This is a genomic window from Stenotrophomonas sp. STEN046, assembly GCF_056759755.1.
In genome coordinates this window covers 1-25,186 of sequence record NZ_JBRRDR010000038.1, presented here as the reverse complement: position 1 = coordinate 25,186, position 25,186 = coordinate 1, and the positions used below count along the sequence as shown (strand labels likewise).

Annotated in this window: 24 protein-coding genes and 1 tRNA gene; 12 read left to right on the top strand and 13 right to left on the bottom strand. The window is 64.7% G+C overall.

Annotation, left to right across the window (positions count from 1 at the left end):
- Positions 1-272: 272 nt before the first annotated feature.
- A complete protein-coding gene (locus ACVOLJ_RS16065) occupies positions 273-1,886 on the top strand; it encodes a sensor histidine kinase (RefSeq protein WP_475280119.1) in 1,614 nt (537 codons plus the stop codon).
- Positions 1,887-1,940: 54 nt separating this feature from the next.
- Entirely contained in the window at positions 1,941-3,314 is a 1,374-nt protein-coding gene (locus tag ACVOLJ_RS16060; protein ID WP_475280120.1) for a sigma-54-dependent transcriptional regulator, read from the top strand.
- A 65-nt stretch (positions 3,315-3,379) separates the two neighbouring features.
- Here ACVOLJ_RS16060 and pilB read toward each other — a convergent pair whose 3' ends face one another.
- From pilB to ACVOLJ_RS16045, 3 genes are all read right to left on the bottom strand, one after another.
- Positions 3,380-5,107: a type IV-A pilus assembly ATPase PilB gene (gene pilB / locus ACVOLJ_RS16055; protein ID WP_475280121.1), complete on the bottom strand. Its 1,728-nt coding sequence runs from the start codon at positions 5,105-5,107 to the stop codon at positions 3,380-3,382.
- A gap of 93 nt (positions 5,108-5,200) precedes the next feature.
- Positions 5,201-7,288 carry a sulfatase-like hydrolase/transferase gene (locus tag ACVOLJ_RS16050; protein ID WP_481564578.1) on the bottom strand — a complete coding sequence of 696 codons (2,088 nt, stop codon included), beginning with the start codon at positions 7,286-7,288 and terminating at the stop codon, positions 5,201-5,203.
- Positions 7,289-7,384: 96 nt separating this feature from the next.
- The gene (locus ACVOLJ_RS16045) at positions 7,385-7,801 is read right to left on the bottom strand and encodes a pilin (RefSeq protein WP_475280124.1); all 417 of its coding nucleotides are present in this window, start codon (positions 7,799-7,801) and stop codon (positions 7,385-7,387) included.
- A gap of 346 nt (positions 7,802-8,147) precedes the next feature.
- Here ACVOLJ_RS16045 and ACVOLJ_RS16040 point away from each other — a divergent pair, with 346 nt between their 5' ends.
- Genes ACVOLJ_RS16040 through coaE form a run of 3 tightly spaced genes read left to right on the top strand, consistent with a single transcriptional unit; the run spans position 8,148 to position 10,902 of the window.
- Entirely contained in the window at positions 8,148-9,407 is a 1,260-nt protein-coding gene (locus ACVOLJ_RS16040) for a type II secretion system F family protein (protein ID WP_475280125.1), read from the top strand.
- 8 nt (positions 9,408-9,415) lie between these two features.
- Complete coding sequence (locus ACVOLJ_RS16035) at positions 9,416-10,279, top strand: prepilin peptidase (protein WP_475280126.1); 864 nt, start codon at positions 9,416-9,418, stop codon at positions 10,277-10,279.
- Between the two features lie 11 nt (positions 10,280-10,290).
- Entirely contained in the window at positions 10,291-10,902 is a 612-nt protein-coding gene (gene coaE / locus ACVOLJ_RS16030) for a dephospho-CoA kinase (RefSeq protein WP_475280128.1), read from the top strand.
- A gap of 77 nt (positions 10,903-10,979) precedes the next feature.
- On the opposite strand, the gene ACVOLJ_RS16025 is transcribed toward coaE, so the two are convergent.
- The 9 genes from ACVOLJ_RS16025 to ACVOLJ_RS15985 all read right to left on the bottom strand — a co-directional run bounded on the left by ACVOLJ_RS16025 (position 10,980) and on the right by ACVOLJ_RS15985 (position 18,784).
- Entirely contained in the window at positions 10,980-11,366 is a 387-nt protein-coding gene (locus tag ACVOLJ_RS16025) for a hypothetical protein (protein ID WP_481564576.1), read from the bottom strand.
- A gap of 712 nt (positions 11,367-12,078) precedes the next feature.
- Positions 12,079-13,449 carry a sensor histidine kinase gene (locus tag ACVOLJ_RS16020; protein WP_475280132.1) on the bottom strand — a complete coding sequence of 457 codons (1,371 nt, stop codon included), beginning with the start codon at positions 13,447-13,449 and terminating at the stop codon, positions 12,079-12,081.
- Entirely contained in the window at positions 13,412-14,089 is a 678-nt protein-coding gene (locus tag ACVOLJ_RS16015) for a response regulator transcription factor (protein WP_025874286.1), read from the bottom strand. The genes ACVOLJ_RS16020 and ACVOLJ_RS16015 overlap by 38 nt, the downstream gene beginning before the upstream one ends.
- A gap of 8 nt (positions 14,090-14,097) precedes the next feature.
- Entirely contained in the window at positions 14,098-14,571 is a 474-nt protein-coding gene (locus ACVOLJ_RS16010; RefSeq protein WP_481564575.1) for a hypothetical protein, read from the bottom strand.
- A gap of 87 nt (positions 14,572-14,658) precedes the next feature.
- Positions 14,659-15,135, bottom strand: a complete 477-nt coding sequence (locus ACVOLJ_RS16005; RefSeq protein ID WP_481564574.1) for a hypothetical protein — start codon at positions 15,133-15,135, stop codon at positions 14,659-14,661.
- 255 nt (positions 15,136-15,390) lie between these two features.
- Entirely contained in the window at positions 15,391-16,269 is an 879-nt protein-coding gene (gene rimK / locus ACVOLJ_RS16000) for a 30S ribosomal protein S6--L-glutamate ligase (protein ID WP_475280137.1), read from the bottom strand.
- 96 nt (positions 16,270-16,365) lie between these two features.
- On the bottom strand, positions 16,366-16,596 hold the full coding sequence (locus ACVOLJ_RS15995) for a hypothetical protein (RefSeq protein ID WP_475280139.1): 231 nt from the start codon (positions 16,594-16,596) through the stop codon (positions 16,366-16,368).
- A 137-nt stretch (positions 16,597-16,733) separates the two neighbouring features.
- A tRNA-Gly gene (locus ACVOLJ_RS15990) sits at positions 16,734-16,807 on the bottom strand.
- A gap of 132 nt (positions 16,808-16,939) precedes the next feature.
- A complete protein-coding gene (locus tag ACVOLJ_RS15985; RefSeq protein ID WP_475280140.1) occupies positions 16,940-18,784 on the bottom strand; it encodes an autotransporter outer membrane beta-barrel domain-containing protein in 1,845 nt (614 codons plus the stop codon).
- Positions 18,785-18,991: 207 nt separating this feature from the next.
- Between ACVOLJ_RS15985 and thiS the strand changes: the two genes are divergently transcribed.
- The 4 genes from thiS to ACVOLJ_RS15965 all read left to right on the top strand — a co-directional run bounded on the left by thiS (position 18,992) and on the right by ACVOLJ_RS15965 (position 22,699).
- Positions 18,992-19,192 (top strand): sulfur carrier protein ThiS, encoded by a 201-nt coding sequence (gene thiS / locus ACVOLJ_RS15980; RefSeq protein WP_164073625.1) that lies wholly within the window; start codon positions 18,992-18,994, stop codon positions 19,190-19,192.
- A 103-nt stretch (positions 19,193-19,295) separates the two neighbouring features.
- The gene (locus tag ACVOLJ_RS15975) at positions 19,296-20,090 is read left to right on the top strand and encodes a thiazole synthase (RefSeq protein ID WP_439449865.1); all 795 of its coding nucleotides are present in this window, start codon (positions 19,296-19,298) and stop codon (positions 20,088-20,090) included.
- Positions 20,090-20,824, top strand: coding sequence for a tRNA (guanosine(46)-N7)-methyltransferase TrmB (gene trmB, locus ACVOLJ_RS15970; RefSeq protein WP_475280141.1), 735 nt, complete (start codon positions 20,090-20,092; stop codon positions 20,822-20,824). Before ACVOLJ_RS15975 ends, trmB begins: the two co-directional genes overlap by 1 nt.
- 27 nt (positions 20,825-20,851) lie before the next feature.
- A complete protein-coding gene (locus tag ACVOLJ_RS15965) occupies positions 20,852-22,699 on the top strand; it encodes an SLC13 family permease (RefSeq protein ID WP_475280142.1) in 1,848 nt (615 codons plus the stop codon).
- Positions 22,700-23,006: 307 nt separating this feature from the next.
- Here ACVOLJ_RS15965 and ACVOLJ_RS15960 read toward each other — a convergent pair whose 3' ends face one another.
- A complete protein-coding gene (locus ACVOLJ_RS15960; protein WP_475280143.1) occupies positions 23,007-23,342 on the bottom strand; it encodes a Rieske (2Fe-2S) protein in 336 nt (111 codons plus the stop codon).
- A gap of 178 nt (positions 23,343-23,520) precedes the next feature.
- Here ACVOLJ_RS15960 and ACVOLJ_RS15955 point away from each other — a divergent pair, with 178 nt between their 5' ends.
- From ACVOLJ_RS15955 to mscL, 3 genes are all read left to right on the top strand, one after another.
- Positions 23,521-23,799, top strand: coding sequence for a hypothetical protein (locus tag ACVOLJ_RS15955; protein ID WP_475280144.1), 279 nt, complete (start codon positions 23,521-23,523; stop codon positions 23,797-23,799).
- A 70-nt stretch (positions 23,800-23,869) separates the two neighbouring features.
- Complete coding sequence (locus ACVOLJ_RS15950) at positions 23,870-24,586, top strand: fumarylacetoacetate hydrolase family protein (protein WP_475280146.1); 717 nt, start codon at positions 23,870-23,872, stop codon at positions 24,584-24,586.
- Positions 24,587-24,640: 54 nt separating this feature from the next.
- Positions 24,641-25,045 carry a large-conductance mechanosensitive channel protein MscL gene (mscL, locus tag ACVOLJ_RS15945; RefSeq protein WP_481564573.1) on the top strand — a complete coding sequence of 135 codons (405 nt, stop codon included), beginning with the start codon at positions 24,641-24,643 and terminating at the stop codon, positions 25,043-25,045.
- Positions 25,046-25,186 lie beyond the last annotated feature (141 nt).

The window sequence follows — 25,186 nt, the reverse complement described above, 5'->3', positions numbered from 1 at the left end:
GAAACGCCCGAAGCCATCAGATTTCCATGGCCATTCAGGCAGTTGCGACATGGCCCGAGCCCGCCGCAGCCGCCACCCCCGGGCCGATTGCGCAGCCCAGCCCCGGGCTGGCGCCCTATACTGGCACCGTAGCGTCGGGCGTGCCCGGGGCTGACCAGCCAAGGTGCCGGCACCGGGGAAACGAGCAGATCCGACGATCGGGGGAACGTCGGGCAGGCTCCACCCGGCGCCGTCAGAATCCAGTTCCAGGCAGCCAGAAGGGGAGTTCCGGCGTGTCACCCAGTGCTTCATTGATCGACCGCATCGAATCGATACCGCGGCGCGAGCTGTACTTTTTCGCCCTCTACCGCGTCCTGATCGCCTCGGTCATCGCCGCCCTGCTCTACAGCCCGCTGTCGGCCATGGTCGGCGAGGCCCACCACCCGCGCCTGGCCTACAGCGTGGGCGCGGCCTACCTGCTGCTGTCCCTGCTGTGGCTGGTGATCGGTCGCAACGAACGCTGGCTGCGGCAGATCGTGGTGGGCGGCGTACTGCTGGATATCATCGCGGCCAGCCTGTTGGCACATGCCCTGCCCGGCGCCAGCGCCGGCATCTCGATGTCGCTGCTGTTCAACATCGCCGCCGCCGCCACCCTGCTGCCACTCAGCTGGGGCCTGCTGCTGGCGCTTGCCGCCAGCATGGCCACCGCCGCCGAGTACCTGTGGAAGGTGCTGGAAGGCGGCGACCCTACCCGCACCCTGGCCGAGCTGGCGATGTTCGCCACCAGCTACCTCGCCCTGGCCTTCATCAGCTACCAGGTGGGCAACCGCGCGCGCCGCAACCAGCAGCTGGCCAACCAGCGCGGCGACGAAGTGGCCAACCTGTTCCAGATCAACGAACTGATCATCCGCCGCATGCGCACCGGCGTCATCGTGGTGGACGCCGACAACCGCATCACCCTGGCCAACGAAGCCGCCTCGATCCTGCTGGGCGACAACGATGGCAACGGCGAGAGCGGCCGCCTGGACCTGGCCAGTACATCGCCCGAACTGGCGCGCCGCCTGCAGCGCTGGCGCAATGGCTGGGCGCAGGATGAAATGCCGCTGCAGCTCAACCCGGACCAGCCCGAAGTACAGCCCCGCTTCGCCCGCCTGCTGGCCGGCAGCGACCTGGTGCTGGTGTTCCTGGATGATTCCAGCGTGGTCTCGCGCCGCGCCGAATCGCTCACCCTGTCGGCGATGGGCCGCTTCTCGGCCAGCCTTGCCCACGAGATCCGCAACCCGCTGGCGGCCATCAACTACGCCGTGCAGCTGCTGGAAGAAGGTACCGGCTTCAACGACAGCGACCGCCGCCTGCTGCAGATCATCCACCAGCAATGCCAGCGCACCAACGGCATCGTCGAAAGCGTGCTGGGCCTGGCGCGGCGCGAGCGCGCCAACCCGGAAAACGTCGACCTGGCCGCCTTCGTGCGTCGCTTCGTACTGGAGTACAAGCAAGGGCAGACACTGGAAACGGACAGCATCGAGCCGATCATCAACGACACCTCGGTGCCGGCGCAGGTCGACCCGCGGCACCTGTACCAGGTGCTGACCGTGCTGGTGCACAACGCGCTGAAGTACGGTCGTATCGGCGAACAGCCTGCGCGCGTGCGGCTGCGCGTGGCCCAGCACGAACGCAGCGCGGTGATCGATGTGATGGACCGCGGCCCCGGCATTCCCGAAACGGTCGCCGCACAATTGTTCCGCCCGTTCTTCACCACCTCCGAGCACGGCACCGGGCTGGGGCTGTATATCGCCCGCGAACTGTGCCGCGCCAACCAGGCACGGCTGGATTACATCCCCGTGCCCGCCGGTGGCTCGTGCTTCCGCCTGGTCCTGCCCGGCCCGCACACCCTGCTTCCGGACTGATCCACCGCGTCAAACATTTGTCGCATCCCACCCCCTCCGCTATCTTCTGCTCCCATGAACGAAACCCGCAGCGCCCTCGTCGTCGACGATGAACGCGATATCCGCGAACTGCTGGTGTTGACCCTCGGCCGCATGGGCCTGCGCATCAGCACCGCCGCCAACCTCGCCGAAGCCCGCGAACTGCTGGCCAGCAATCCCTACGACCTGTGCATCACCGACATGCGCCTGCCGGACGGCAACGGCATCGAACTGGTCAGCGAGATCGCCCAGCATTACCCGCACACGCCGGTGGCGATGATCACCGCCTTCGGCAGCATGGATCTGGCCGTGGAAGCACTGAAGGCCGGCGCCTTCGACTTCGTCAGCAAGCCGGTGGACATCAGCGTGCTGCGTGGCCTGGTCAAGCACGCACTGGAACTCAACAACGGCGAACGCGCCGCCCCCGGCCCTGCCGCCGAACAGGCCGCGCGCCTGCTGGGCGACTCACCGGCGATGGATGTGCTGCGCGCCACCATCGGCAAGGTCGCGCGCAGCCAGGCACCGGTCTACATCCTTGGCGAATCCGGGGTGGGCAAGGAACTGGTCGCACGCACCATCCACGCACAGGGCGCGCGCGCCGCCGGTCCGTTCGTGCCGGTCAACTGCGGGGCGATTCCCACCGAGTTGATGGAGAGCGAATTCTTCGGCCACCGCAAGGGCAGCTTCACCGGCGCCCATGCCGACAAGCCCGGCCTGTTCCAGGCCGCGCATGGCGGCACCCTGTTCCTGGATGAAGTAGCCGAGCTGCCGCTGCAGATGCAGGTAAAGCTGCTGCGCGCGATCCAGGAAAAATCGGTGCGCGCCGTCGGTGCGCCCAGCGAGGAGCCGGTAGACGTGCGCATCCTCTCGGCCACCCACAAGGATCTGGCCGAGCTGGTCGAGGACGGGCGCTTCCGCCACGACCTGTACTACCGCATCAACGTCATCGAACTGCGGGTGCCGCCGTTGCGCGAGCGCCGCCAGGACCTGCCCGCACTGGCCGCTTCGATCCTGGCGCGGCTGGCCCGCAGCCACGGCCGCGCCACGCCGCTGCTGGCCCCCTCGGCGCTGGACGCGCTGGCGCAGTATGGCTTCCCGGGCAACGTGCGCGAGCTGGAGAACATCCTTGAGCGCGCGCTGGCACTGGCCGAAGAAGACCGTATCGGTGCTGACGACCTGCGCCTGCCGCAGCACGCGCCGCGCACGCCCGGCAGCGGCGCGATGCCTGAAGCGGTGGTCGACCTGCACCCCGGCAGTGCTGCCCTGCCCTCGTACATCGAGCAGCTCGAGCGCAGCGCCATCCAGCGCGCGCTGGAAGAAAACCGCTGGAACAAGACCCGTACCGCCGCGCAGCTGGGCATCACCTTCCGCGCGCTGCGCTACAAGCTGAAAAAGCTGGGAATGGAATAGGTAGTGCCGGCCGCTGGCCGGCAACCACTTGCACCGCGCCATCCACGCACGGCGTGGATCTACTATCAATCCTTGGTAACGCGGTTGATCTCGGCCAGGCTGGTCACGCCCGCGGCCGCCTTCTTCAGTGCCGACTGGCGCAGATCATTCACGCCGATCGCCTGCGCGGCCTCGGCAATCTGCAACGCATTGCCACCGGCCAGCACGATCGTGGAGATCTCATCGGTCATCGGCATCACCTGGTACAGACCGGTACGGCCCTTGTAGCCCTCGGTGCATTCGTCGCAGCCCACGGCCTCATGCAGCTGGATACCCGCATCCAGCTGCGCCTGGGTGAAGCCCTCGGCCAGCAGCGCATGCGCCGGCAGATCCACCGGCCGCTTGCAGTTCGAACACAGGCGACGCGCCAGGCGCTGGGCAATCACCAGCGTCACCGAGCTGGTGATGTTGTACGGCGCGATGCCCATGTTCATCAGGCGCGCGATGGTCTGCGGCGCATCGTTGGTATGCAGCGTGGACAGCACCATGTGACCGGTCTGCGCCGCCTTGATGGCGATTTCCGCCGTTTCCAGATCGCGGATTTCGCCCACCATGATGATGTCCGGGTCCTGGCGCAGGAATGACCGCAGCGCCGCTGCGAAGGTCATGCCGCGCTTGTTGTTCTGCTGCACCTGGTTGACGCCTGGCAGGCGGATTTCCACCGGGTCTTCGGCGGTGGAAATATTGCGGGTTTCATCGTTGAGGATGCCCAGCGCGGTATACAGCGACACCGTCTTGCCCGAGCCCGTCGGACCGGTCACCAGCACCATGCCGTACGGCTTGTGGATGGCCTCCAGGAACAGCTTCTGCTGCTCCGGCTCGTAGCCCAGCTTGTCGATACCCAGCTTGGCCGCGCTGCCATCGAGGATACGTAGCACCACCTTCTCGCCGAACAGGGTGGGCAGCGTGCTGACGCGGAAGTCGATCTGCCGCGTCTTGGAAAGGTTGAGCTTGATGCGCCCATCCTGCGGCACGCGCTTTTCCGCGATATCCAGCTGCGCCATCACCTTCAGGCGCGCAGCGATGCGCTGGTTGAGCTTGTTCGGTGCGCGCGCGACCATCTTCAGCAGGCCGTCGATGCGCAGGCGCACGCGGTAGTCGTCTTCGTAGGGCTCAAAGTGGATGTCCGATGCACCCTTGCGAATGGCATCGATCAGCACCTTGTTGACGAACTTCACCACCGGGGTGTCGTCACCCTTGGCGTCGATGCCCGAATCAGTGCTGGCGATCTCGTCGTCGCCACCAGCGATGTCCAAATTGCCCGTGCCGTCATCGTCGCTACCCAACGCATCGCCAATGGTGTCGTGGCTGGCATGCCACTGCTCCAGCGTGCGGCGGATCTGGTCCTCGTCGACCAGGATCGGCTCCACCACCAGATTGGTATGGAACTTGATCTCATCCAGCGAATGGGTGGGGTTGCTGGTGCCAACAAACAGCTTGCCGCCGCGCTTGAACAGCGGCAGCACGTTGTGCTTGCGCAGCAGCTCCTCACTGACCAGGCTCATCGCATTCTGGCTGGCATCGAATACCGACACATCGAACAGCGGCATACCGAACTCAAGAGAGTTGGCCGCAGCCAGCTGGGCCGCGCCGACCACCTTGTTCTGGGCAAACCATGTTGGCAACGGCTGGCGGGCGGCGGTGGCCTTGGCCATGGCGTCGCGGGCGCCGGCTTCATCCAGGGCACCGTCTTGGACCAGGCGGCGGGCCAGGCCGGTGATGCCGACGAGGTTGGCGGTGGTCACAGCGTTCATGAAACCCTCTTAATTCAGTCAACACACACTGCAGCAATAAACATGAAGAATGTGCCAGATTCGCCACATCCTACCCTTTTAGCACTGTCCACCCTAGCGTGAAGCGAGTGGAGCGCGCCGGCTCGACGATACCCCTCCATGGCACCAATACTGCTCAAAGCCCGGCTCCTGTCGATAGTAGTTGCAGACAGCCAACTGCAGACGAGCGACGGCCGGTTGCTCCGACGGGAAACCGGTGCAACCGATCGTGCGCTTTTCATAGTTGACCACTCGCCAACAGCCTGTCGCCCCAGGTGCATTACTAGACGCGGGATCAGTCATCACTCCGATATGCCCGAGAACAGCTCCACGCTGCTTCTCGCGGAGCTTTTGTGGCAGCAGTTCCGGCCGGATTTCGAAGCGCTCATCGTCCGTTATGCGATACAGATAGGACATTTCCTGCGCCACTTCACGCTCGTTGATGTGAGGACGCTCCACACCGGCTGAGCGAAGGCCGTTTTCCACGAAGCGGATTCGGTCCGCGCTAAGATCTTCACGGCCCTGCAATGCAGGCAGCCAAGAAATCCCTTCGAAGCGGACAGTATCCAGACCTATCATTTCAGCTACCGTCGGCGCGACGTCAATCAGGGAACCAGCACCACGCACGCGACGGTGCTCCCACACCGGCTTGCCATCGCGGAAACGCTGGATGCCCATCACTACATGGGTCTGCACTTCGGACAGCGCGAAGCTGCCATGCCCGTAAGAGCCCACCTGCTCGCCGGTTTCCGTCGATTGAAGTAGATCGCGGTCCATGGAGAAGTCTTCACCATGATCGGACATCACAATGAGGATGGCATTGTCCAGCCGCTTCAAGCGCCGGAGCTCCCGGATCAAAACATCGAACTGCCCGTCGGCCTCACGCACTGCACTTAGGTACTGCGAGGAAGAATCTTTGTAGCCTGCGATCTTGCTGACCCAACCCAGCGAGTTATCCTCCTTAAGCCCGCCGGGCAGATACGGCCAATGTGGCAAGCACAGGTGGCTGACAAGGAACAACGGTGCCGATGACGGCACGCGCTGAAGATCCGCGATCACCCTTTGGGTATGGTCGACCGATCGATAGCTCCGATAAGCTGCTCGATTCCCCTGAATGGTATTGAGCAGATCGGTTGCCGGCAGCGCCGCCAGCATCAAGTTGGTGGCAAAGAAATCGAAGCTACCGCCCACCACGAAATCGATGGCCCCCATCTTTGGCGCGACGGTAGTGTCGAAGCCGAATGTCCAGTCGAAGTTGGCGAATCGCGACTCATCCATTGCAAGCATGGTGGAATAACCCTGCTGCTTCAGATCCCAGACCAAGCTCTGGTCGCGCGCAAACTCCGAGCGCGGATACAAGTTGAAGCGTGCCCCATGCTTGAGGGGATTCATCCCCGTCAACGTGCTGTTGTAGGAAACGAATGTGCGGGCAAGGGGGGTGCGCACATCCTCCATCACCACAGTATTAGCCAGGGTTTTCTCGATGGCCGGTGCCAGACCACCTGGAAACTCCCCGTAGGACGAGAGATGGTCCGGCCGCAGCGAGTCTACGCCGAGAATGATCACGTCCGGGTGTCCACCTCCATCATGGTCGCGCATGCCGTCGTTTCGACTCCAAGCACCCAGGCCTAGTGCTAGCGCCATGACGGAAACGCCGAGCAACAGCACACGCCGGTGGCGCATCACGGAATAGACCGAAACCAGCACTGCGCTGGCAACCACCGCAATGCAGATACCAATCAAAACGGGCGATAAGCGTTGAACCATCAACAGCTCAACATCTCTCATCGATGCAGACAGTGGAAACAGCCAATGGTTGGCGATCGTCGCCAGCAGTACAGTTGCTGCCATGAATATCAGGCTGCGCCAGAACGAATCACGTCGGGCAGGCAGCACCACTCCACAGGCCCGGCGATAGACCCACATTGCCCCTAATGTCAGCAGAAGATGGGTGACCAACGCGAACAGCGCGAACGCCGAGATCGCCGCCACAAAGCCAGGGCGGTCCATCAGTTCCATTGCAATTTGGCGCTGCATCAAATCCGCGCGCGGATGCATTCCCTCGGTGCCGAAACGAAGGACAATCTGATGGAGCTGCACGCCTAGCAGCACCAGCCCGGCCACAGCTGCAGCCAGATATTGGCGGAAAGCCACCGTCTTCATTGCCTGTCCTCAACAAAAAAGGGCCCCGCAATGCAGGGCCCTTCTTCAACTGGTCCACCGGACAGTCAATACCCGGCAATCAGCCCAATAGCCCGATTACGGAGCAGCCTTGCGGCACTCGGCCGGCAGGTACTTGTTGTCGGCAGTAGAGGTGCACGCCCAGGTGATTCCGGCGCTTTCGCTCTTCGGAGTGAACTTCAGCTCAACGTCCTTGGCAGCCTTGGTGCCGGTTACGGTGATCACGCCGCTGGCACATTCCAGCTTCGAAGTGTTCTTGGTGGCCGTGCTGAAAGTCGCAACACCATTGCAAGCAGTTGCGTCGATCACGCCGCCAGCGTTGGCGATGTTTTCACCGACGGTAGCCTTGGCGCCCGAAGCCAGCACAGCACCTTCCGAAACACGCGAGCGGACAGTGTAGTCCTGGTATGCCGGCAGTGCGATGGCGGCCAAGATGGCAATGATCGCGACAACGATCATCAGTTCGATAAGGGTGAAGCCCTTCTGATTCTTCATGATTACATCCCCAAGATAGTGGTGGTTAAGTCAGTGCGCAGGATCGATCCGGCCATTGGCCGGCTGAGCGGGTCCTGCACCTGCGGGTGGATCAACGCAGGTTGCGTGCCAACCCCGGCACGCCTCCCCCTGGATTTCCCCGGGGCCAATGATGGCAGCAAATTCCTGGATGGGAAGCCCCCTTAACAGGATTTGCGACGAACCCGGCAATGTGACGCAGCGCGTCACCTTTGGCCGACACCCGACACGAATTCACAGTTCTGACTGCTCCACATCTGCCAAGACGGCCATGAACCCGCTACCATCGGCAGATGCCCGTCTGGGGATGGCGGGCCGGGGAGCCAACATGTCTGTCAGTCGCAGTGCGATCAAGAAAGAGCCCGTGGCCCGTGCCACGATGGAGTTGCAGCCGTTTGTCTGGGAGGGGGTCGACAAGCGCGGAGTCAAGATGAAGGGCGAGCAGTTGGCGAAGAATGCCAATCTGCTGCGGGCCGAACTACGCCGGCAGGGCATCAACCCTGGCCAGGTCAAGGTCAAGCCCAAACCTTTGTTCGGTGCAGCCGGCAAGGCTGTCGGAGCGAAGGATATCGCCTTCTTCAGCCGGCAGATGGCTACCATGATGAAGTCCGGCGTGCCGATCGTATCGGCCTTGGAAATCATCGGTAGCGGGCACAAGAACCCGCGCATGAAGAAGATGGTCGACGGCATTCGCACCGATATCGAGGGCGGCTCCTCGTTGTACGAGGCTGTCAGCAAACATCCGGTGCAATTCGACGAACTATACCGCAACCTGGTTCGCGCGGGCGAAGGCGCCGGCGTGCTTGAAACAGTGCTCGACACGGTCGCCACCTACAAAGAGAACATAGAAGGCCTGAAAGGCAAGATCAAGAAGGCACTGTTTTATCCCATCATGGTCGTCGTCGTGGCCTTGCTGGTCAGCGCCATCATGCTGATCTTCGTGGTTCCGCAGTTCGAGGAAGTGTTCCATGGCTTTGGTGCGGAACTTCCTGCCTTCACCCAGATGATCGTCAACCTCTCCCGGTTCATGGTTTCATGGTGGTGGTTGATAGCGATCATCCTCGGCGGCGCGGCCGTGGCGCTCGTCATGAGCTACAAGCGCTCTCTGAAAATGCAACACACGCTGGATCGCCTGATTCTCAAAGTACCGGTCATCGGCCAGATCATGAACAACAGCGCCATCGCCCGCTTCTCGCGGACGACGGCGGTAACATTCAAGGCCGGTGTGCCATTGGTTGAGGCCTTGGGCATTGTTGCTGGCGCGACCGGCAACAAGGTGTATGAAGAAGCCGTGCTCCGCATGCGGGACGACGTGTCCGTTGGCTACCCGGTGAATGTGGCCATGAAGCAGCAGAACCTGTTCCCGCACATGGTCATCCAGATGACCGGCATCGGCGAAGAGGCCGGCGCGCTGGACACCATGCTGTTCAAGGTAGCCGAGTATTATGAGCAGGAAGTCAACAATGCCGTGGATGCCCTCAGCAGCCTGCTCGAACCGATGATCATGGTCTTCATCGGCGTCGTCGTAGGCGGTATGGTCATCGGCATGTACCTGCCCATCTTCAAACTGGGCGCCGTCGTCGGATAAAAGAACATATGGCATTTCTCGACCAGCATCCCGGCCTCGGCTATCCCGCCGCGGCCGCCTTTGGCCTGCTGCTGGGCAGTTTCCTGAACGTCGTCATCCTGCGCCTGCCCAAGCGGCTGGAGTGGCAGTGGAAGCGTGACGCCCGCGACGTGCTGGAGGAGCCGGACTTCTACGAGCCGCCCCCACCGGGCATCGTGGTGGAGCCGTCGCACTGCCCGCACTGCAAGCACAAGCTGTCCTGGTACGAGAACATCCCGCTGTTCAGCTGGATCATCCAGGGCGGCAAGTGCCGTCACTGCAAGGCGCCCATCTCCATCCAGTACCCGCTGGTGGAAGCGCTGACCTCGGTGATGGTGCTGGCCTGCGTCTGGCAGTTCGGCTTCGGCTGGCAGGGCTTCGGCGCAATCGTGCTGACCTGCTTCCTGATCGCCCTGTCCGGCATCGACCTGCGCACCCAGCTGCTACCGGATCAATTGACCCTGCCCCTGATGTGGCTGGGGTTGATAGGCAGCATCGACAACCTCTACATGCCGGCCAAGCCCGCCCTGCTGGGCGCCCTGCTGGGCTACCTGTCGCTGTGGTCGGTGTGGTGGCTGTTCAAGCAGCTGACTGGCAAGGAAGGCATGGGCCACGGCGACTTCAAGCTGCTGGCCGCGCTGGGTGCCTGGTGCGGCATGAAGGGCATCCTGCCGATCATCCTGATGTCCTCGGTACTGGGCGCCATCATCGGCTCGATCTGGCTGTACAGCCGGGGCCGCGACAAGGCCACGCCGATTCCGTTCGGGCCCTACCTGGCACTGGCCGGCTGGCTGTTCTTCATGTGGGGCGAGCCCCTGCTGAACCAGTATCTGGTGATGAGCGGGCTGCGCTGAGGGGAATCCCCATGAGCGGGTATGTAATCGGCCTGACCGGCGGCATCGCCTCCGGCAAGAGTGAGGTGACCCGGCGCTTCGAGGCGCTGGGGATTGTCGTGGCCGACGCCGACCTGGCCGCGCGCGCGGTGGTGGCGGTGGGCAGCCCTGCCCTTTCCCTGATTGCCGAGCGCTTCGGCGCAGGCATGCTGCTGGCCGATGGCAGCCTGGACCGTGCCCGCCTGCGTGCCCACATCTTTGCCGACCCCGCCGAGCGGGTGGCGCTGGAAGCGATCACCCACCCGGCGATCCGCCGGCTGATGCAGCAGCAGTGCGAGCAGGCCGCCAGCCCCTATGCGCTGGCGGCGATCCCGCTGTTGACCGAAGTCGGCGGCCGCCAAGCGTACCCATGGCTGGACCGGGTGCTGGTGGTGGATACGCCCGAGACGGTGCAGCACGCCCGGCTGATGCAACGTGATGGCATCGACGCCGCGCTGGCCGACCAGATGATCGCCGCCCAGGCCAGCCGCGCGCAGCGCTTGGCGCTGGCTGATGACGTGGTGGTCAATGATGGCCATCCGGATGACCTGCAGGTGCAGGTGGAGCGCTTGCACGCGCGGTATCTAGGGTTGGCCGCGGGGTAAGCGGGCTGTTCCGCCGGGCATGGCCCGGCGCTACCGGATACCTGTGATCTGCCGCGCGATCCACGCATGGCGTGGACCTACTCCAGTTGTTGGCGCGCGTAGCGGGCCAGTTCGCGGGCGGCCAGCATCAGGCCTTCCACTACGTCTGGCGGCAGCTGCTGGCCGGCACTGCCCTGCGCCCGTGCGGCTTCGGCAGCATGCAGCATCTGCATGAGTGCGTTGATGCCGGCCAGCGTGCGGCTGAGGCTGGCCAGCGTGACTGCCTGCGCCGGGGTCATGCCGGCGCCCAGCCGGGGCTGGCCATCGGCGTTGTCGCGGCCATCCATGCGGGCCATCAACGCCGGTAGCAGGTCGCTGGGTTCGGCCAGCACATCCTCGATGCGTGCGGCGATGTCGGCCGGTAGTTCATCGACGGATTCGCCGACCAGGCGGCGCAGGTTCGGGTAGGGAGTGGGTGTAGACATGGCGATGCTCCTCGCAGACGGCAGGGCCACCCGCAGATGCGAGGTGGCAGGCGGTGCGGGTTGGCGTACCGGAGACCCAACAACTCGAAAGCAAGGAAAAAGACTCCGGCGGACTCTGGCGAGTCCCCACGCACCGCCCGCCGAAGCAAGAGCATGCGGTGCATTTTCCATGATGGCCAAAGCGCATCTGGAGCTTTCAAGTTGTCGGGTTTATTCAGGACGCCAATCCCGGCCAGGGCGTTGACCCCGGCCGTGCCATCTCGCCAGCTGCCTGCAATGCGGTCATGAGGCGAAAACGCCATGCGTGGCGCGGCTCTGCGAAACCGTGCAGTGCGGCACGCACAGCGCGCGGTATACATCACAGGGGTGTCGTAACGGGCCGGGCGTACCGCACCCGTGCAGAATCAGCCTTGGCGCCGCATGCGACATTTCGCGCTGAGTGGGAGATCTTGGCGACAGATGGATTCGTGCCGACCAAGGTCGGCACCTACCAAAGCAGCATCGACGACGGATGGATTCGTGCCGACCAAGGTCGGCACCTACCAAAGCAACATCGGCGACGGATGGATTCGTACCGACCAAGGTCGGCACCTACCAAAGCAGCATCGGCGACGGATGGATTCGTGCCGACCAAGGTCGGCACCTACCAAAGCAACATCGGCGACGGATGGATTCGTGCCGACCAAGGTCGGCACCTACCCGAGCAGGAGCGTTACAGCGGCTTCGGCGAGAAGGTCAGCGTGGCGATGACACCGCGCGCGCCGCCCGGGCGAACGCTTACCTGCCAGCCGTACAGATCGCACAGGCGGCTGACGATGGACAGGCCGATACCACCGCCCTGCGAGTGACCGGCATGGGTACCGCGATAGCCCCGCTGGAACAGCTTGGCCGCATCTTCCTCGCTCAGGCCCGGCCCGCTGTCGGTCACCGACACGGCGTTGGCGCCCACGTGCACGCGCACCTCGCCATCCTGCGAATACTTCACCGCGTTGCCGATCAGGTTGCCCAGTGCCACCGACAACGCTGCTTCCGGCGCATCGATGACCAGATCGCGTTCGCCATCCAGATGCAGCTCCAGCGGCTTGCCACCCAACTGGGCGCGATGCGCGTCCAGCAGTTGTTCGGCCACGCGGGCGACATTGCTGGTGCCCTGCCCGCGCTCGTTGCGCGACAGCAGCAGCAAGGCACCGATCAGATCGCTGCATTGCTGTTCGGCGCGCTGGATGCGCTGCAGGCGCTGCAGCACCTTTTCATCCAGGCCCGGCCGGGTCAGCAGCAGTTCGGTGGCGCCACGGATCACCGCCAACGGGGTGCGCAGCTCGTGGCTGACGTCCGCATTGAACTCGCGGTCGCGCTGCACCACTTCGGTCAGCCGCATCGAATAATCGTCCAGCGCCTGCGCCAACTGCCCCACTTCATCGTCGGGGAAGCGCGGTGCCAGCGGTTCGGGATCGCTGGTGCCGCCACGGTAGGCGCGCAGGCGCGCAGCCAGGTCCGATACCGGCTTCATCACTTTCGACGCCGACCACCAGCCAAGCACCAGCGACAACAGGCTGAACACCAGTACCGACAGGAACAGCGCGCGGTTGAGCTGCTGCCCGCCGCGCACGCTGTCGGTCATGTCGTAGGCTAGGAACGCCCAGGCATCGGGGGTCTTGCGCACGGCCAGCTTGTAGGAATAGCGCTCGCCGCGCTCATCCACCCCGCCCATGTTGTACAGGCCGTCCTTGAACTCGTACCAGTCCGGCTCTTCCTCGCGCAGGGCCTCGAACTTGTCCGGCTTGATCAGGCGTGCGCGCATCTGCTGCACGGGCAGGTCGGGATTGCGGTCCGGGCTTTCGTAGTAACGCCGCACGTACTCGCTGATGTTGCGGTTCATCACGTCTTCCACCAGCTGGTTTTCCACGCGCAGGCGGGCCCAGTTGGTGGCGAAGGCGAACAGTGTCGTCAGGCAGAAGCCCAACAACACGAACGAGACGATGATGCGGCTGCGCAGGCGCCGCCGATAAGGCGTGCGCCGACGCTCCCCCTTGCCTGCCACCGAATCAGGCTTCCGGCGTGGCGATGCGGTATCCGATGCCATGGCGGGTCTGGATCATCGGTACTTCAAAGGGCTTGTCCACCACGGCGCGCAGGCCATGGATATGCACGCGCAAGGAGTCGGAATCAGGCAACTCTTCGCCCCACACGCGGGTTTCCAGCTCCTGCCGGGTGACCACGGCCGGGGCCGCTTCCATCAGCGCCTGCAGGATCTTCAGTGCGGTCGGGTTGAGCTGCAGCAGCTTGCCCTGGCGGCGCACTTCCAGCGTATCCAGGTTGTATTCCAGATCGCCGGTTTCCAGCACGCGGGTCTGTACGCCCTTGCCGCGACGCGACAGGGCGTTCAGACGCACTTCCACTTCCTGCAGCGCGAACGGCTTGATCAGGTAGTCGTCGGCACCGGAGTCGAAACCGGCCAGCTTGTTGTCCAGCGAGTCGCGCGCGGTCAGCATCAGCACCGGGGTCTGCTTGCGGGCTTCATTGCGAAGCTTGCGGCAGACCTCGATACCGTCCATGCCGGGCAGGTTGAGGTCCAGGACAATCGCGTCGAACTCATGCACGACAGCCAGGTGCAACCCGGTCACCCCGTCGGCGGCGAAGTCCACAGTGTGGCCCCGGTCCTCCAGGTAGTCGCCCAGGTTGGCCGCAATGTCGCTGTTGTCTTCGATTACCAGGATTCTCACTGTCACCTCTAATTGACGAATTTACCGACGCGCTGGGCCTGGCCCATATCGCGCTGTGCCTTGTCCTTCTGCCGAGCACGCTCGGCGACGGTCATGCATTGCGTGGACGCCATGTTGGAACCAATGGCCTTCTCACGTCGGCATATTAGACGACTATCTTCACGCGCCTGTGTCAAAACGGTGTTCACGACCTGCTGATCGTTGAAGACCTCAGTTCGCACCGATTCAGGCATGGCGTCCTTGGTCGGGTACTGCTCGGCGGCGCTGCGGATGCGTACCAGCGTCTCGCGCACCTTGCCGCGGTCTTCCATGCGCAGCTCGGAGTAGGTCTCACCGTCGTTGAGTTCGATCTCGATGCGCTCGACCTGCTGCAGCAGCGGCTTGCCCGGCAGGAACACCTCTTCGGCGCTCTTGGCAGTTGCCGTCGCGCAGGCCAGGCTCAATGCGGAAACCAGAACCGCCAACATCACTGGATGCTTCATGACAAACGAATCCCTGTCTGAGGTGAACGCCGACTGTATGCGCAGAAACGCGCTGCCAGCAAGTGCTGGCTGGCAGGGGCGACCGCGTTAGAACTTGGAACCGGGGTTCACGTTGCTGTAGGTGCGCTGGTCGTTGAGCAGGGCCTTGCCCTTCTCTTCGATACGACGGCGTTGTGCCACGGTCAGGCACCGGCTTTTAGGCATGTTGCTGCCAGTGGTGCGCTGGTGCGTGCAGACCTGGCGGCTGTCCTCGTGGGCCCGGGTCAGCAATGTGTTGATCCGCTCCTGGTCGTTGAAGACGTCGTTCTGCACCTGCGGTGGCAGTTCCTGCACGGTCTGATGGTCGCCCATGCGCTGGGTGATCCGGGCCAGCGCCTGCTGCACCTGGCTGCGGTCATCGTCGGAAATTTCGCTGTAGTCGCCTTGCTGAAGGGCCTTTTCGACCTGGCGGATCTGCTCGGCCACCGGGGCCTGGCGGTCCATCTGCACAGCGGTCTTTTCCGGCTTGGCCAGTGCAAGCCCAGGCAGGCACAGCAACAGCACGAGCATCGTGGTGCGGTACATCGCCAACCTCCCGATCCTTCGGAACGAAGGCCCAACTCTACGAGTGTCCCGGCGCGCCCACAAGGGACCGGCGGCAGGGGGGGCGAAGGCATAAAAAAGACCCAGGCGGTGCACCCGCCTGGGTCTGAAGTTGTATCCCGATACCGATCCTGCTGAGAGGCAGAGCTGCGGTTCGTTGAAGGCTACGCCCGGGGCGATTAAAGCGGCGTTAAACCCGCCAACCCTGCCTGAATTAAATTTCAAACCATTGAAATATCAGGACTTTTTGATCTTCTCGACATGCTCGATGATGCGCGCGGCCACATCGACCCCGCAGGCCGCTTCGATCCCCTCCAGGCCGGGGGTGGAATTGACCTCCAGCACCAGCGGCCCGCGTTCGGAGCGGATCAGGTCCACCCCGCACACCGAAAGCCCCAGCGCTTTGGCTGAACGCACGGCCATCTGCTGCTCGGCGCGGCTGGCCTTGGCTGCCACCGCGCTGCCACCGGCATGCAGGTTGGAGCGGAAATCGCCCTCCGGGGCCTGCCGCTGCATCGAGGCCACCACCTGGTCGCCGACCACGAAACAGCGCAGGTCGGCGCCCTTGGCCTCGCCGATGAACTCCTGCATCAGGAAGTTGGCGTACAGCCCGCGCAGCGCCTCGACGATGCCCCGCGATGCGCTGGCCTTCTCGGTGAGGATCACCCCTCGCCCCTGCGTGCCTTCATTGAGCTTCACCACATGCGGCGGCGGGCCAAGCATGGACAGCAGATCGACGGTGTCATCGGGGTTGTCGCCGAACACGGTGACCGGCATGTCGATGCCCTTGGCCGCCAGCAGCTGGTGCGCCCGCAGCTTGTCGCGCGAGCGCAGGATCGCATCGGACGGATTGGGCGTACGCGCGCCCATCAGTTCGAACTGGCGCAGCACGGCGGTGCCGTAGCGGGTGACCGAGGCGCCGATGCGCGGAATGACCATGTCCACACCGGTCATCGGCCGACCTTTGTAATGCATGGAAAAGCCGTCGGCGGCGATGCGCATGTAGCAGCGCAGGGGGTCGAGGATACGAACGGTATGACCACGCGCACGCGCGGCCTCGACCAGCCGACGGGTGGAGTACAGCCGGGTATTACGGGACAGGATGGCGAGCTTCATCGCAGTGGGATCGGTCGGCAGGCGCGCAGCATAGCGTGGCAGCGTTGCGACCGGATGATGCTGCTTTACAGCGCTGCCGCACGCCCGGCTCCGCCGTCATTCCGCCGCTGGATAGCCGCGCGCGGCCTCACCCAGGGCGGCGATACACGCCATCTGGATGGTCGACCCACTGAAGGCATCCGTGTAGATCTGCGCGATCAGCTGCGCGGCTTCCGGACCGCCGGCCCTGCCAAGGGCACGGACAGCTTCAACCTGTTTGGCCGAACCGATGCCGGCGGAAAGGAAGATGCGGTGGAGCTGGGTGATGACGTCCGTCCTGCGATCCATGCGTAGGTGCTCCCTGAGATTGAGAACAACACGCTAGCGAAGGGTGGGACAGGCGGACATGCGGATTGTTTGAATCTGCACTGTTCGCGCAAATAAAAACCCCGGAAATGGCATTGCCACTTCCGGGGTCTGGATTCTGGAGCGGGCGAAGGGAATCGAACCCTCGTCAGTAGCTTGGGAAGCTACAGCTCTACCATTGAGCTACGCCCGCGTTGCAGGGTGAAAGTCTATGCGGAGCGGCCGGTGTTGTGCAATGCCGGCCGGGTATCAACGGCGCGCCGGGTACGGCCCGGCGTCAGCGAGGGGTGTCCCGGGCACCTTGCGGTGCCCGGGACGGTATCGCTTAGAACGTGCCGCTGAAGCTGGCGAACAGCGTCGCGTCCTGTGCACGCTTCTGCAGCGTGGTGGCGCTCAGGCCGATGTTGCTCTGCAGACCGAACAGTTCCATGCGCGCACCCATGATGGCGGTGGCGTAGTTCTTGTCGAAGGTCATGCCCGGCACACGGTACGTGCCGACGTCCGGCAGGCTCTGCACCCAGGCGCTGGCCTGCTTGCCATCTTCGAACTCATGGTCGTAGGTGACCTGCACGTACGGCTTGACGCTGCCGCCGTCGAAGCGGGCCTGCCAGCCCAGGCGACCGACGGTGGAATCGGCCTTCTGGTTGGCGTAACCCAGCGCGGTTGCCATGGTGCCGGCGTCGGCGCTTTCGGTGTAGCCGTCGATCTTGACCTGCTGCCAGATCACCGAAGCGATCGGACCGTGGCGGAAGCTGCCTTCGGTGCCGAATTCGTAACCGGCATTCAGGGCGGCGGTCAGGTTGCTGCCGTCCGGCGAGCCACTGTGCTCGCGGGTGGCCGGGCCCAGCTGGACCTTGCGGTTCACATCGTAGGACAGCCAGGTGTAGCTGACCTGGCCGTTGACCCAGATGCGATCGCCGTACCAACCGGCGAACAGACCGGCGGTGGTGTCCTTCTGGGTGAAGTCGCCACGGCTGTTGCCGAAGTCGGCATTCATGCGGCCGAAGCCGGCAAAGCCGCCGACGACCATGCCGTCGCGGGCCCAGTCGATGCCGAACAGACCGGCCGGGGCCAGGCCGTCGTACATGTCGGCGTGGTCATAGCGCTGCATGTCGCCGCGCACGCCACCCCACCACGACAGGCCATCGGCCGGACGACCGCTCTGGTGCAGGCTGACCTGATCGGCACGCGAGCGGCCGATGGTCTGTGCCGAATGGCTCAGCACCTGCTGCAGGCGCGGACCTTCCAGGATCGACACCGCGTACTGGCCCAGCAGGGCGTGGCCAGCGGTGGTCGGGTGAACGCCGTCGGCGAACAGGTAGGCCGTCGCCGCATCCGGGCTGACATAGCTGGTCGGATTGCAGGTCAGGATGCTGGTGGTAGTGTCGGCGGGATTGATCCGGCAGCCGGTGTCGGTGACGTTGCGGAAGCCGTACATGCCCGGGTTGGCGGCCACTTCACGCAGCACGGTGAAGGTATCGAGCGGGATGAACTCGATGCCGGCCTGCTTCAGGCCGCCATACAGGGCCTTGTTGTAACCGGCCGCCAGTGCGGTGGCCTGCGCGGCACCGGCCGGACCCAGCGAACGGAACTGCGGGGACAGGCCCACGTCCGGCAGGTTGGGGACGAGCACGTACTCGGCACCAGCCTGCTTGAGGGCGCCCACCAGAGCAACCTGGTCGGTGACGGCCGCGCCGATGATGGCCTGCGCCTGGGCCGGTGCACGCGCGGCGGCGAACAGATCGTTGGCACCACCCCAGACCGTATACAGGGCGTTGGCGTCAGCCTTGCCACCGTTGGCGGCGAGGTAGCGCGCCGCCTGGTTCTTCAGCGACGGGATGACACCCAGCGCGCCCGGCACATCGACGCCGACCCGCGCGCCGCCGACGGCGTAGTTGTCGCCGGTCTGGCCATTGCCATTGGCTGCGCCGTTGACGCCGTAATAGTTGGCGACCTGCTGGGCCCAGACCCAACCCGGGTTGGTGGTGAACTGACCAGTGACCGGACGCACCTCGGCCGGCAGCAGCGGACGGAAGTACCCCGCGTCGGTCAGGCTGTCGCCAAAGAACACGGCACTGTTGTAGGGGGATTCGCCTGCCATGGCCGGCAGCGCGGCGAGCGCGATCGCGGCCGCCATGAGGGAGCGGATCGGGCGTTTGCTGAGCAGCATGAAAAAAACTCCTGTGGGGATATCGTTGAGGACCCGGCACACGTACGCCGGCGCACGGTGAATGGTTTCACCACGCTGCCGATTGCTCACGCTGCGCCGCCGCATGGATTGTCGCCGGTTGCGGGGCCAGCGGGCTGTGCTGGAGATGGCGAGCCAGTGCATTTGCAACGGTTCCGATACGAACCGGCTATCAGCGACAATGCTGTGATGAACATCCAGCTCAACGGCGAACCCCGCACCCTGCCCGCCTCGGCGACCCTCCATGACCTGCTGGCAGCCGAGCAGTTGCTGCAGCGCCGGGTGGCGGTGGAGGTGAACGGTGAGATCGTCAGCCGCAGCCGCCACGGCGAGCACGTGCTGGCCGAAGGCGATGTGGTGGAGATCGTGCACGCGCTTGGCGGTGGTTGAAGCAAAGCCCGCGCCCTGCGCTCACCGCCGCTACCCGCGCTCACGTCCTCGACGGGGTCGACACGACGACCCCATCTTCAGGCGGATAAGCGATAATCCCGCCATGAACGTTCAAGTCTCCCCCGATTCGCTGGTGATTGCCGGCAAGACCTACGGCTCGCGGCTGCTTACCGGCACCGGCAAGTTCAAGGATCTGGAAGAAACCCGCCTGGCCACCGAGGCTGCAGGCGCCCGGATCGTCACCGTGGCCATCCGCCGTACCAACATCGGGCAGAACCCGGGCGAGCCGAACCTGCTGGACGTGCTGCCGCCGGATCGCTACACCATCCTGCCCAACACTGCCGGCTGCTACACCGCCGAGGACGCGGTGCGCACCTGCCGCCTGGCCCGTGAGCTGCTGGATGGCCACAACCTGACCAAGCTGGAAGTGCTGGGCGACCAGAAGTCGCTGTACCCGGACGTGGTGCAGACCCTCAAGGCCGCCGAACAGCTGGTCAAGGACGGTTTCGAGGTGATGGTCTATACCTCCGACGACCCGATCCTGGCCAAGCGCCTGGAAGAGATCGGCTGCGCTGCGGTGATGCCGCTGGCTGCACCGATCGGTTCGGGCCTGGGCATCCAGAACAAGTACAACCTGCTGCAGATCATCGAAGACGCCAAGGTGCCGATCATCGTCGATGCCGGCGTCGGCACCGCTTCGGATGCAGCGATCGCGATGGAGCTGGGCTGTGATGGCGTGCTGATGAACACCGCCATTGCCGGTGCGCGCCACCCGGTGCTGATGGCCAGCGCCATGCGCAAGGCGGTCGAGGCCGGGCGCGAGGCGTTCCTGGCCGGGCGCATTCCGCGCAAGCGCTACGCCAGTGCTTCGTCCCCGATCGATGGGTTGATCGGCTGATGACCAATCCATTCGACAGCGCCGGGTCCAAGGCCCCGCCCAAGCCGTTCACCGTCAACGAAGGCCGCCGTGAGGTACGCAGCTTCGTGCTGCGCCAGGGCCGCTTCACCCCCGCCCAGCAGCGCGCGTTCGACGAGCGCTGGCCGCGTTTCGGCCTGGACTACAGCGGCCAGCCGCGTGACCTGGATGCCACCTTCGGTCGCCCCGCGCACAAGGTGCTGGAGATCGGCTTCGGCAACGGGGCCGCGCTGCGCTTTGCCGCCCAGCACGACCCGTCGCGCGACTACATCGGCATCGAGGTGCACGCCCCCGGCGTGGGCCGCCTGCTGAATGCACTGGCCGAGGACGAAGCCGACCACGTGCGCCTGTACCACCACGATGCGGTGGAAGTGCTGCAGAACGAGATCGCCGATGGCGCGCTCGATGAAGTGCGCATCTACTTCCCCGACCCGTGGCACAAGAAGCGCCACAACAAGCGGCGCCTGCTGCAGCCGGCGTTCGCCGAACTGATCGTGCGCAAGCTGCGCCCGGGTGGCCGCCTGCACTGCGCCACCGACTGGGCAGACTACGCCGAGCAGATGTGGGACGTGCTCGATGCCACTGCAGGGCTGGTCAACCGCGCCGGCCCGCGTGGCAGCGTGCCACGCCCGGACTGGCGACCGCAGACACACTTTGAGACCCGCGGCCAGAAGCTTGGCCATGGCGTCTGGGACCTGTTGTACGACCGCACCTGATGACCGCCTGAGGAAACTGCGCCCCACATGGATACCGCGCTGACGCTGACCACTGACATGAAGCTCGTGCTCGGGCTGGTCGGCTTCACCATGGCGATGTTCCTGTTCGAGCGCATCCGCGCCGATGTGGTGGCGCTGGTAGTGCTGGTGGTGCTGGGCGTTACCGGACTGATCGCGCCGGAGGAGATCTTCGGCGGTTTTTCCGGTAACGCGGTGATGAGCATCATCGCCACCACCATCCTCGGCGCCGGCCTGGACCGCACCGGTGCGTTGAACCGGCTGGCCGCCTGGCTGCTGCGGCGCGGCCACGGCGTGGAGCAGCGGCTGCTGATGATGACCACGGCCATCGCCGGCCTGAATTCGTCCTTCATGCAGAACCCCTCGGTGATGGCGCTGTACCTGCCGGTGGCCTCGCGACTGGCCGCACGCACCGGGCTGACCATGCAGCGCCTGCTGCTGCCGATCTCGGCGGCGATCGTGATGGGTGGCGCGCTGACCATGGTCGGCAACTCGCCGCTGATCCTGCTGAACGATCTGCTGGCCTCGGCCAACAACAACCTGCCCTCGGGCCTGGCCACCATCGAACCGCTGCGCATGTTCGCGCCGCTGCCGATCGGCGTGGCCCTGCTGGTCGCCTCGCTGCTGTACTTCCGCTACTACGGCGACCGCAAGCTGGTGGAGGAAGAGAACCTGGTGAACGACGGGGCCACCCCTGCGCGCACCGAAAGCTACTTCGCCAAGACCTATGGCATCGAAGGCGATGTGTTCGAACTGGTGGTTACCGCCGAGAGTCCGCTGGTCGGCATGACCCTGGGCGAGGCCGAGAACCTGCACGATGCCCCGCTGCTGCTGGCATTGAAGACCGGCAACGACACCCGCCTGGCGCCACCGGCGGAAATGCGCATCTGGGTGGGCAGCGTGCTGGGCGCGATGGGCCCGCGCGAGCAGGTCAACGATTTCGCGCAGAACCAGTTCCTGCGCATGTCCTCGCGGCTGAAGCACCTGGGTGACCTGTTCAACCCCAGCCGCGCCGGCATTTCCGAAGCGGTGGTGCCGCCGACCTCCGGGGTGATCGGCAAGACCGCCGGTGACCTGCGCCTGCGCAAGGAGCGCGGCATGAGCCTGCTGGCGATCAACCGCGACAAGCAGGTGATCCGCGAGGACGTGCGCGATGTGCAGCTGCGCGCCGGTGACATGCTGGTCTTCCACAGCATCTGGACCGATCTGGCACAGGCCGCCAAGAGCCGCGACTTCGTGGTGGTGACCGACTACCCGACCGGCGAACAGCGACCGCACAAGTTCAAGATCGCGATGGCGATCTTCGCCCTGACCATCCTGATCGCGCTGACCAGCAAGCTGCCGGTGGCGCTGACCCTGATGACCGGCGTGGCCGGCATGCTGCTGACCGGCGTGCTGCGCATGGACGAGGCCTACGCCTCGATCAACTGGAAAACGGTGTTCATGATGGCCGGGCTGATCCCGCTCGGCTGGGCGATGGACTCCAGCGGTGCGGCGGCCTGGGTTGCCGGACACACCATCGACAAGCTTCCCACCGGCATCCCGATCTGGGTGCTGGAACTGGCGCTGGCGCTGCTGACCACGGTGTTCTCGCTGGTGATCAGCCACGTGGGGGCAACCATCGTGATGGTGCCGATCGCGGTGAACCTGGCGCTGGCGGCAGGCGGCAACCCGACGGCATTCGCGCTGATCGTGGCACTGTCGGCGTCCAACAATCTGATGACGGCGTCCAACCCGGTGATTTCGATGATCACCGGCCCGGCCAACTACACCCCGCGCGAAATGTGGCGGGTCGGCGGACCCCTGTCGCTGATCTACACCTGCGTGGTGGTGGTGATGATCAACCTGATGTTCTGAGGGGTTTTCTTTGCAGGGCTGCGCCCTGCACCTGCAGAGGCCGAAGCCGAAGCCGAAGCAGAAGCAACATCAAAAGCGGGCTTCCTGAGGGATGCCGGGGTGGGTCCGGTTGCGGGGGACGCCGTGAATACGTCCCTGTAGGCTCGGTCGCGCCATCCATGGCGCTCACGCCCCCGCAACCGGACCCACCCCGCCTTCGACAGATTTCTGCGAGCTATCGGAACGGCACATCCATGCCACGCGTGGATGGATGCCTGGGTACCTTTTGATCTGGTAGGTGCGGACCGTTGGTCCGCACACCGATGCATCAGGCCAGGTAGACCTGCCCGTCGCGCACGTCCACCGGCACCGCGCGCAGGCGGTCGCCCTTGCAGGGGCCGGCGATGCAGTCGCCGCTGTCCAGCGCGAACGAGGCACCGTGCGCGGCGCAGACCAGATGCCCTTCCCGGCTTTTCAGGAACTGCCCCGGGGCCCAGTCCAGGCGACGGCCGGCGTGCGGACAGATGTTCAGGAATGCGCGCACCTGCGCGCCGTCGCGATACAGCACCAACGACTCGGCATCGCCATCGACCTGCGCCTCCACCTCGGCAAATGCGCCATCGGCAATGGCATCAACGGCGATCAGGGCAACAGCGGCAGTCATGGCGAAGGCTCGGACGGAATCGCGCATTGTCGCACGCCTGGTCAGGTGGCTAGCTGCGAGATGAACACAAGTCATTGATCCGTAATAAGCCAAGGCTATATTTAACGAGTTTTTCACTCAATGACAGTGGCGCCTGCCGATACTCTGGGTTCGCTGATTTCCAGCCTATCGAGCCGCCATGTTCAATCGCGATTTCGCCTTCAACCAGTTCCGCACCCTGTTTGCACCGCGCAAGCCACGCCACCCGCTGGTGCGCGTTGCCGTGGGCCTGCTCGGCCTGGCGATCCTGGCCGCGATGATCTTCATTGGCGTGTTCGTGGGTGCGGCCATGATCCTGGTCGGCCTGGCGTGGAAGCTGCTGGCTTCGCGCAAGCCGGGCCAGAGCCGTCCTGCAGACCCGAACGTGGTCGAGGGCGAGTACCACGTGGTGCGCAAGCCGGTGCTGCCGGCGCGCTGATGCACGCTGCCCGCTGACGGCGGGCCTTGCTGCGTTCTAGACTGCGGGCACTCCCTTCCTGGATGCCCGCATGTCCGATGTCTCCGATGTGATCCCTGCTGCAGCTACGCCGCGTGTGCCGGTCGTTGGCGGCGGCAGTTTTCCTGTGCACCGCATTTACTGCGTTGGCCGCAACTTCGCCGACCATGCGCGCGAGATGGGCGCTGCCGTGCCTGCGGCCGACGACCGGGGTCGCCCGATGTTCTTCACCAAGCCGGCTGATGCCATCGTGGTCGGCCACGACGATGTGGTCCCCTATCCGTCTGCGACATCCAACCTGCACCACGAGGTGGAGCTGGTGGTGGCCATCGGCCGTGATGCACCGGCCGGCGAACTGGCGGTGGCTGATGCCGAGGCACTGGTCTACGGCTATGCCGTGGGCCTGGACCTGACCCGTCGTGACCTGCAGGCCGCTGCCAAGGAAAAGGGCCACCCGTGGGATTCGGCCAAGGGCTTTGATGCCTCGGCGCCGATCAGCGAGATCGTGCATGCCGGCGAGGTGGGAGATCTGGCCGCGCTGAACCTGTCATTGGAAATCAATGGCGAGGTACGCCAGCAATCCCTGCTTGACCAGATGATCTGGAACGTGCCGGAAATCCTGCATGAGCTGTCCAGGCTGTGGCAGCTGCGTGCTGGCGATCTGGTGTTCATGGGTACCCCGTCCGGCGTGGCCGCGCTGAAGCCGGGTGATCGCTTCAGTGCCCGCCTGGAAAACGTGGCCGAGCGCCACGGCGTGATCGCCGGCTGACATCACCTGCGCTACGCTGCGCGCTGTCCCCTCGCCCTCAGGAGAAAAACAACAATGGGAATGCTCACCGAGTTCAAGGAATTCGCGATGCGCGGCAACGTCATCGACCTCGCCGTCGGCGTGGTGATTGGCGCGGCCTTCGGCAAGATCGTCACCGCCCTGGTGGAGAAGATCATCATGCCTCCGCTGGGCATGCTGATCGGCAAGGTGGATTTCTCGCAACTGGCGTGGACGCTGTCGCCTGCCAGCCTCGGCCCGGATGGCAAGGAGATTCCGGCCGTGGTGATCGGCTACGGCGATTTCATCAATACGCTGATCCAGTTCGTGATCGTGGCCTTCGCCATCTTCCTGGTCATCAAGATGATCAACCGCCTGTCGCGCAAGAAGGAAGCCGCACCGGCCGCTCCGGCCGAGGAAGTGGTACTGCTGCGTGAGATCCGCGACAGCCTGAAGAAGTAAGGGGTTGGGCGCCTGCGGGCGCCCCCCCTGCCTGGTAGCGCCCGGGCGGGACCGCGGGGGGGGGCGCCGAGGGGGGGGCCCCCCCCGGCCGCGCCGCGGCCCACCGTATGGCGGCAGAGGCCAGAAAAACCCGTCACCCCG

Coding starts and splice junctions, on each gene's coding strand:
- ACVOLJ_RS15965 (WP_475280142.1), top strand. CDS start 20,852: ATGGATACCGCGCTGACGCTGACCACTGACATGAAGCTCGTGCTCGGG.
- ACVOLJ_RS16050 (WP_481564578.1), bottom strand. CDS start 7,288: ATGAAGACGGTGGCTTTCCGCCAATATCTGGCTGCAGCTGTGGCCGGG.
- pilB (WP_475280121.1), bottom strand. CDS start 5,107: ATGAACGCTGTGACCACCGCCAACCTCGTCGGCATCACCGGCCTGGCC.
- thiS (WP_164073625.1), top strand. CDS start 18,992: ATGAACATCCAGCTCAACGGCGAACCCCGCACCCTGCCCGCCTCGGCG.
- ACVOLJ_RS15975 (WP_439449865.1), top strand. CDS start 19,296: ATGAACGTTCAAGTCTCCCCCGATTCGCTGGTGATTGCCGGCAAGACC.
- ACVOLJ_RS16060 (WP_475280120.1), top strand. CDS start 1,941: ATGAACGAAACCCGCAGCGCCCTCGTCGTCGACGATGAACGCGATATC.
- ACVOLJ_RS16040 (WP_475280125.1), top strand. CDS start 8,148: ATGTCTGTCAGTCGCAGTGCGATCAAGAAAGAGCCCGTGGCCCGTGCC.
- ACVOLJ_RS15960 (WP_475280143.1), bottom strand. CDS start 23,342: ATGACTGCCGCTGTTGCCCTGATCGCCGTTGATGCCATTGCCGATGGC.
- ACVOLJ_RS16045 (WP_475280124.1), bottom strand. CDS start 7,801: ATGAAGAATCAGAAGGGCTTCACCCTTATCGAACTGATGATCGTTGTC.
- ACVOLJ_RS15950 (WP_475280146.1), top strand. CDS start 23,870: ATGTCCGATGTCTCCGATGTGATCCCTGCTGCAGCTACGCCGCGTGTG.
- ACVOLJ_RS16020 (WP_475280132.1), bottom strand. CDS start 13,449: ATGGCATCGGATACCGCATCGCCACGCCGGAAGCCTGATTCGGTGGCA.
- ACVOLJ_RS16025 (WP_481564576.1), bottom strand. CDS start 11,366: ATGTCTACACCCACTCCCTACCCGAACCTGCGCCGCCTGGTCGGCGAA.
- ACVOLJ_RS16005 (WP_481564574.1), bottom strand. CDS start 15,135: ATGTACCGCACCACGATGCTCGTGCTGTTGCTGTGCCTGCCTGGGCTT.
- mscL (WP_481564573.1), top strand. CDS start 24,641: ATGGGAATGCTCACCGAGTTCAAGGAATTCGCGATGCGCGGCAACGTC.
- ACVOLJ_RS15985 (WP_475280140.1), bottom strand. CDS start 18,784: ATGCTGCTCAGCAAACGCCCGATCCGCTCCCTCATGGCGGCCGCGATC.
- coaE (WP_475280128.1), top strand. CDS start 10,291: ATGAGCGGGTATGTAATCGGCCTGACCGGCGGCATCGCCTCCGGCAAG.
- ACVOLJ_RS15955 (WP_475280144.1), top strand. CDS start 23,521: ATGTTCAATCGCGATTTCGCCTTCAACCAGTTCCGCACCCTGTTTGCA.
- ACVOLJ_RS16010 (WP_481564575.1), bottom strand. CDS start 14,571: ATGAAGCATCCAGTGATGTTGGCGGTTCTGGTTTCCGCATTGAGCCTG.
- ACVOLJ_RS15995 (WP_475280139.1), bottom strand. CDS start 16,596: ATGGATCGCAGGACGGACGTCATCACCCAGCTCCACCGCATCTTCCTT.
- ACVOLJ_RS16035 (WP_475280126.1), top strand. CDS start 9,416: ATGGCATTTCTCGACCAGCATCCCGGCCTCGGCTATCCCGCCGCGGCC.
- trmB (WP_475280141.1), top strand. CDS start 20,090: ATGACCAATCCATTCGACAGCGCCGGGTCCAAGGCCCCGCCCAAGCCG.
- rimK (WP_475280137.1), bottom strand. CDS start 16,269: ATGAAGCTCGCCATCCTGTCCCGTAATACCCGGCTGTACTCCACCCGT.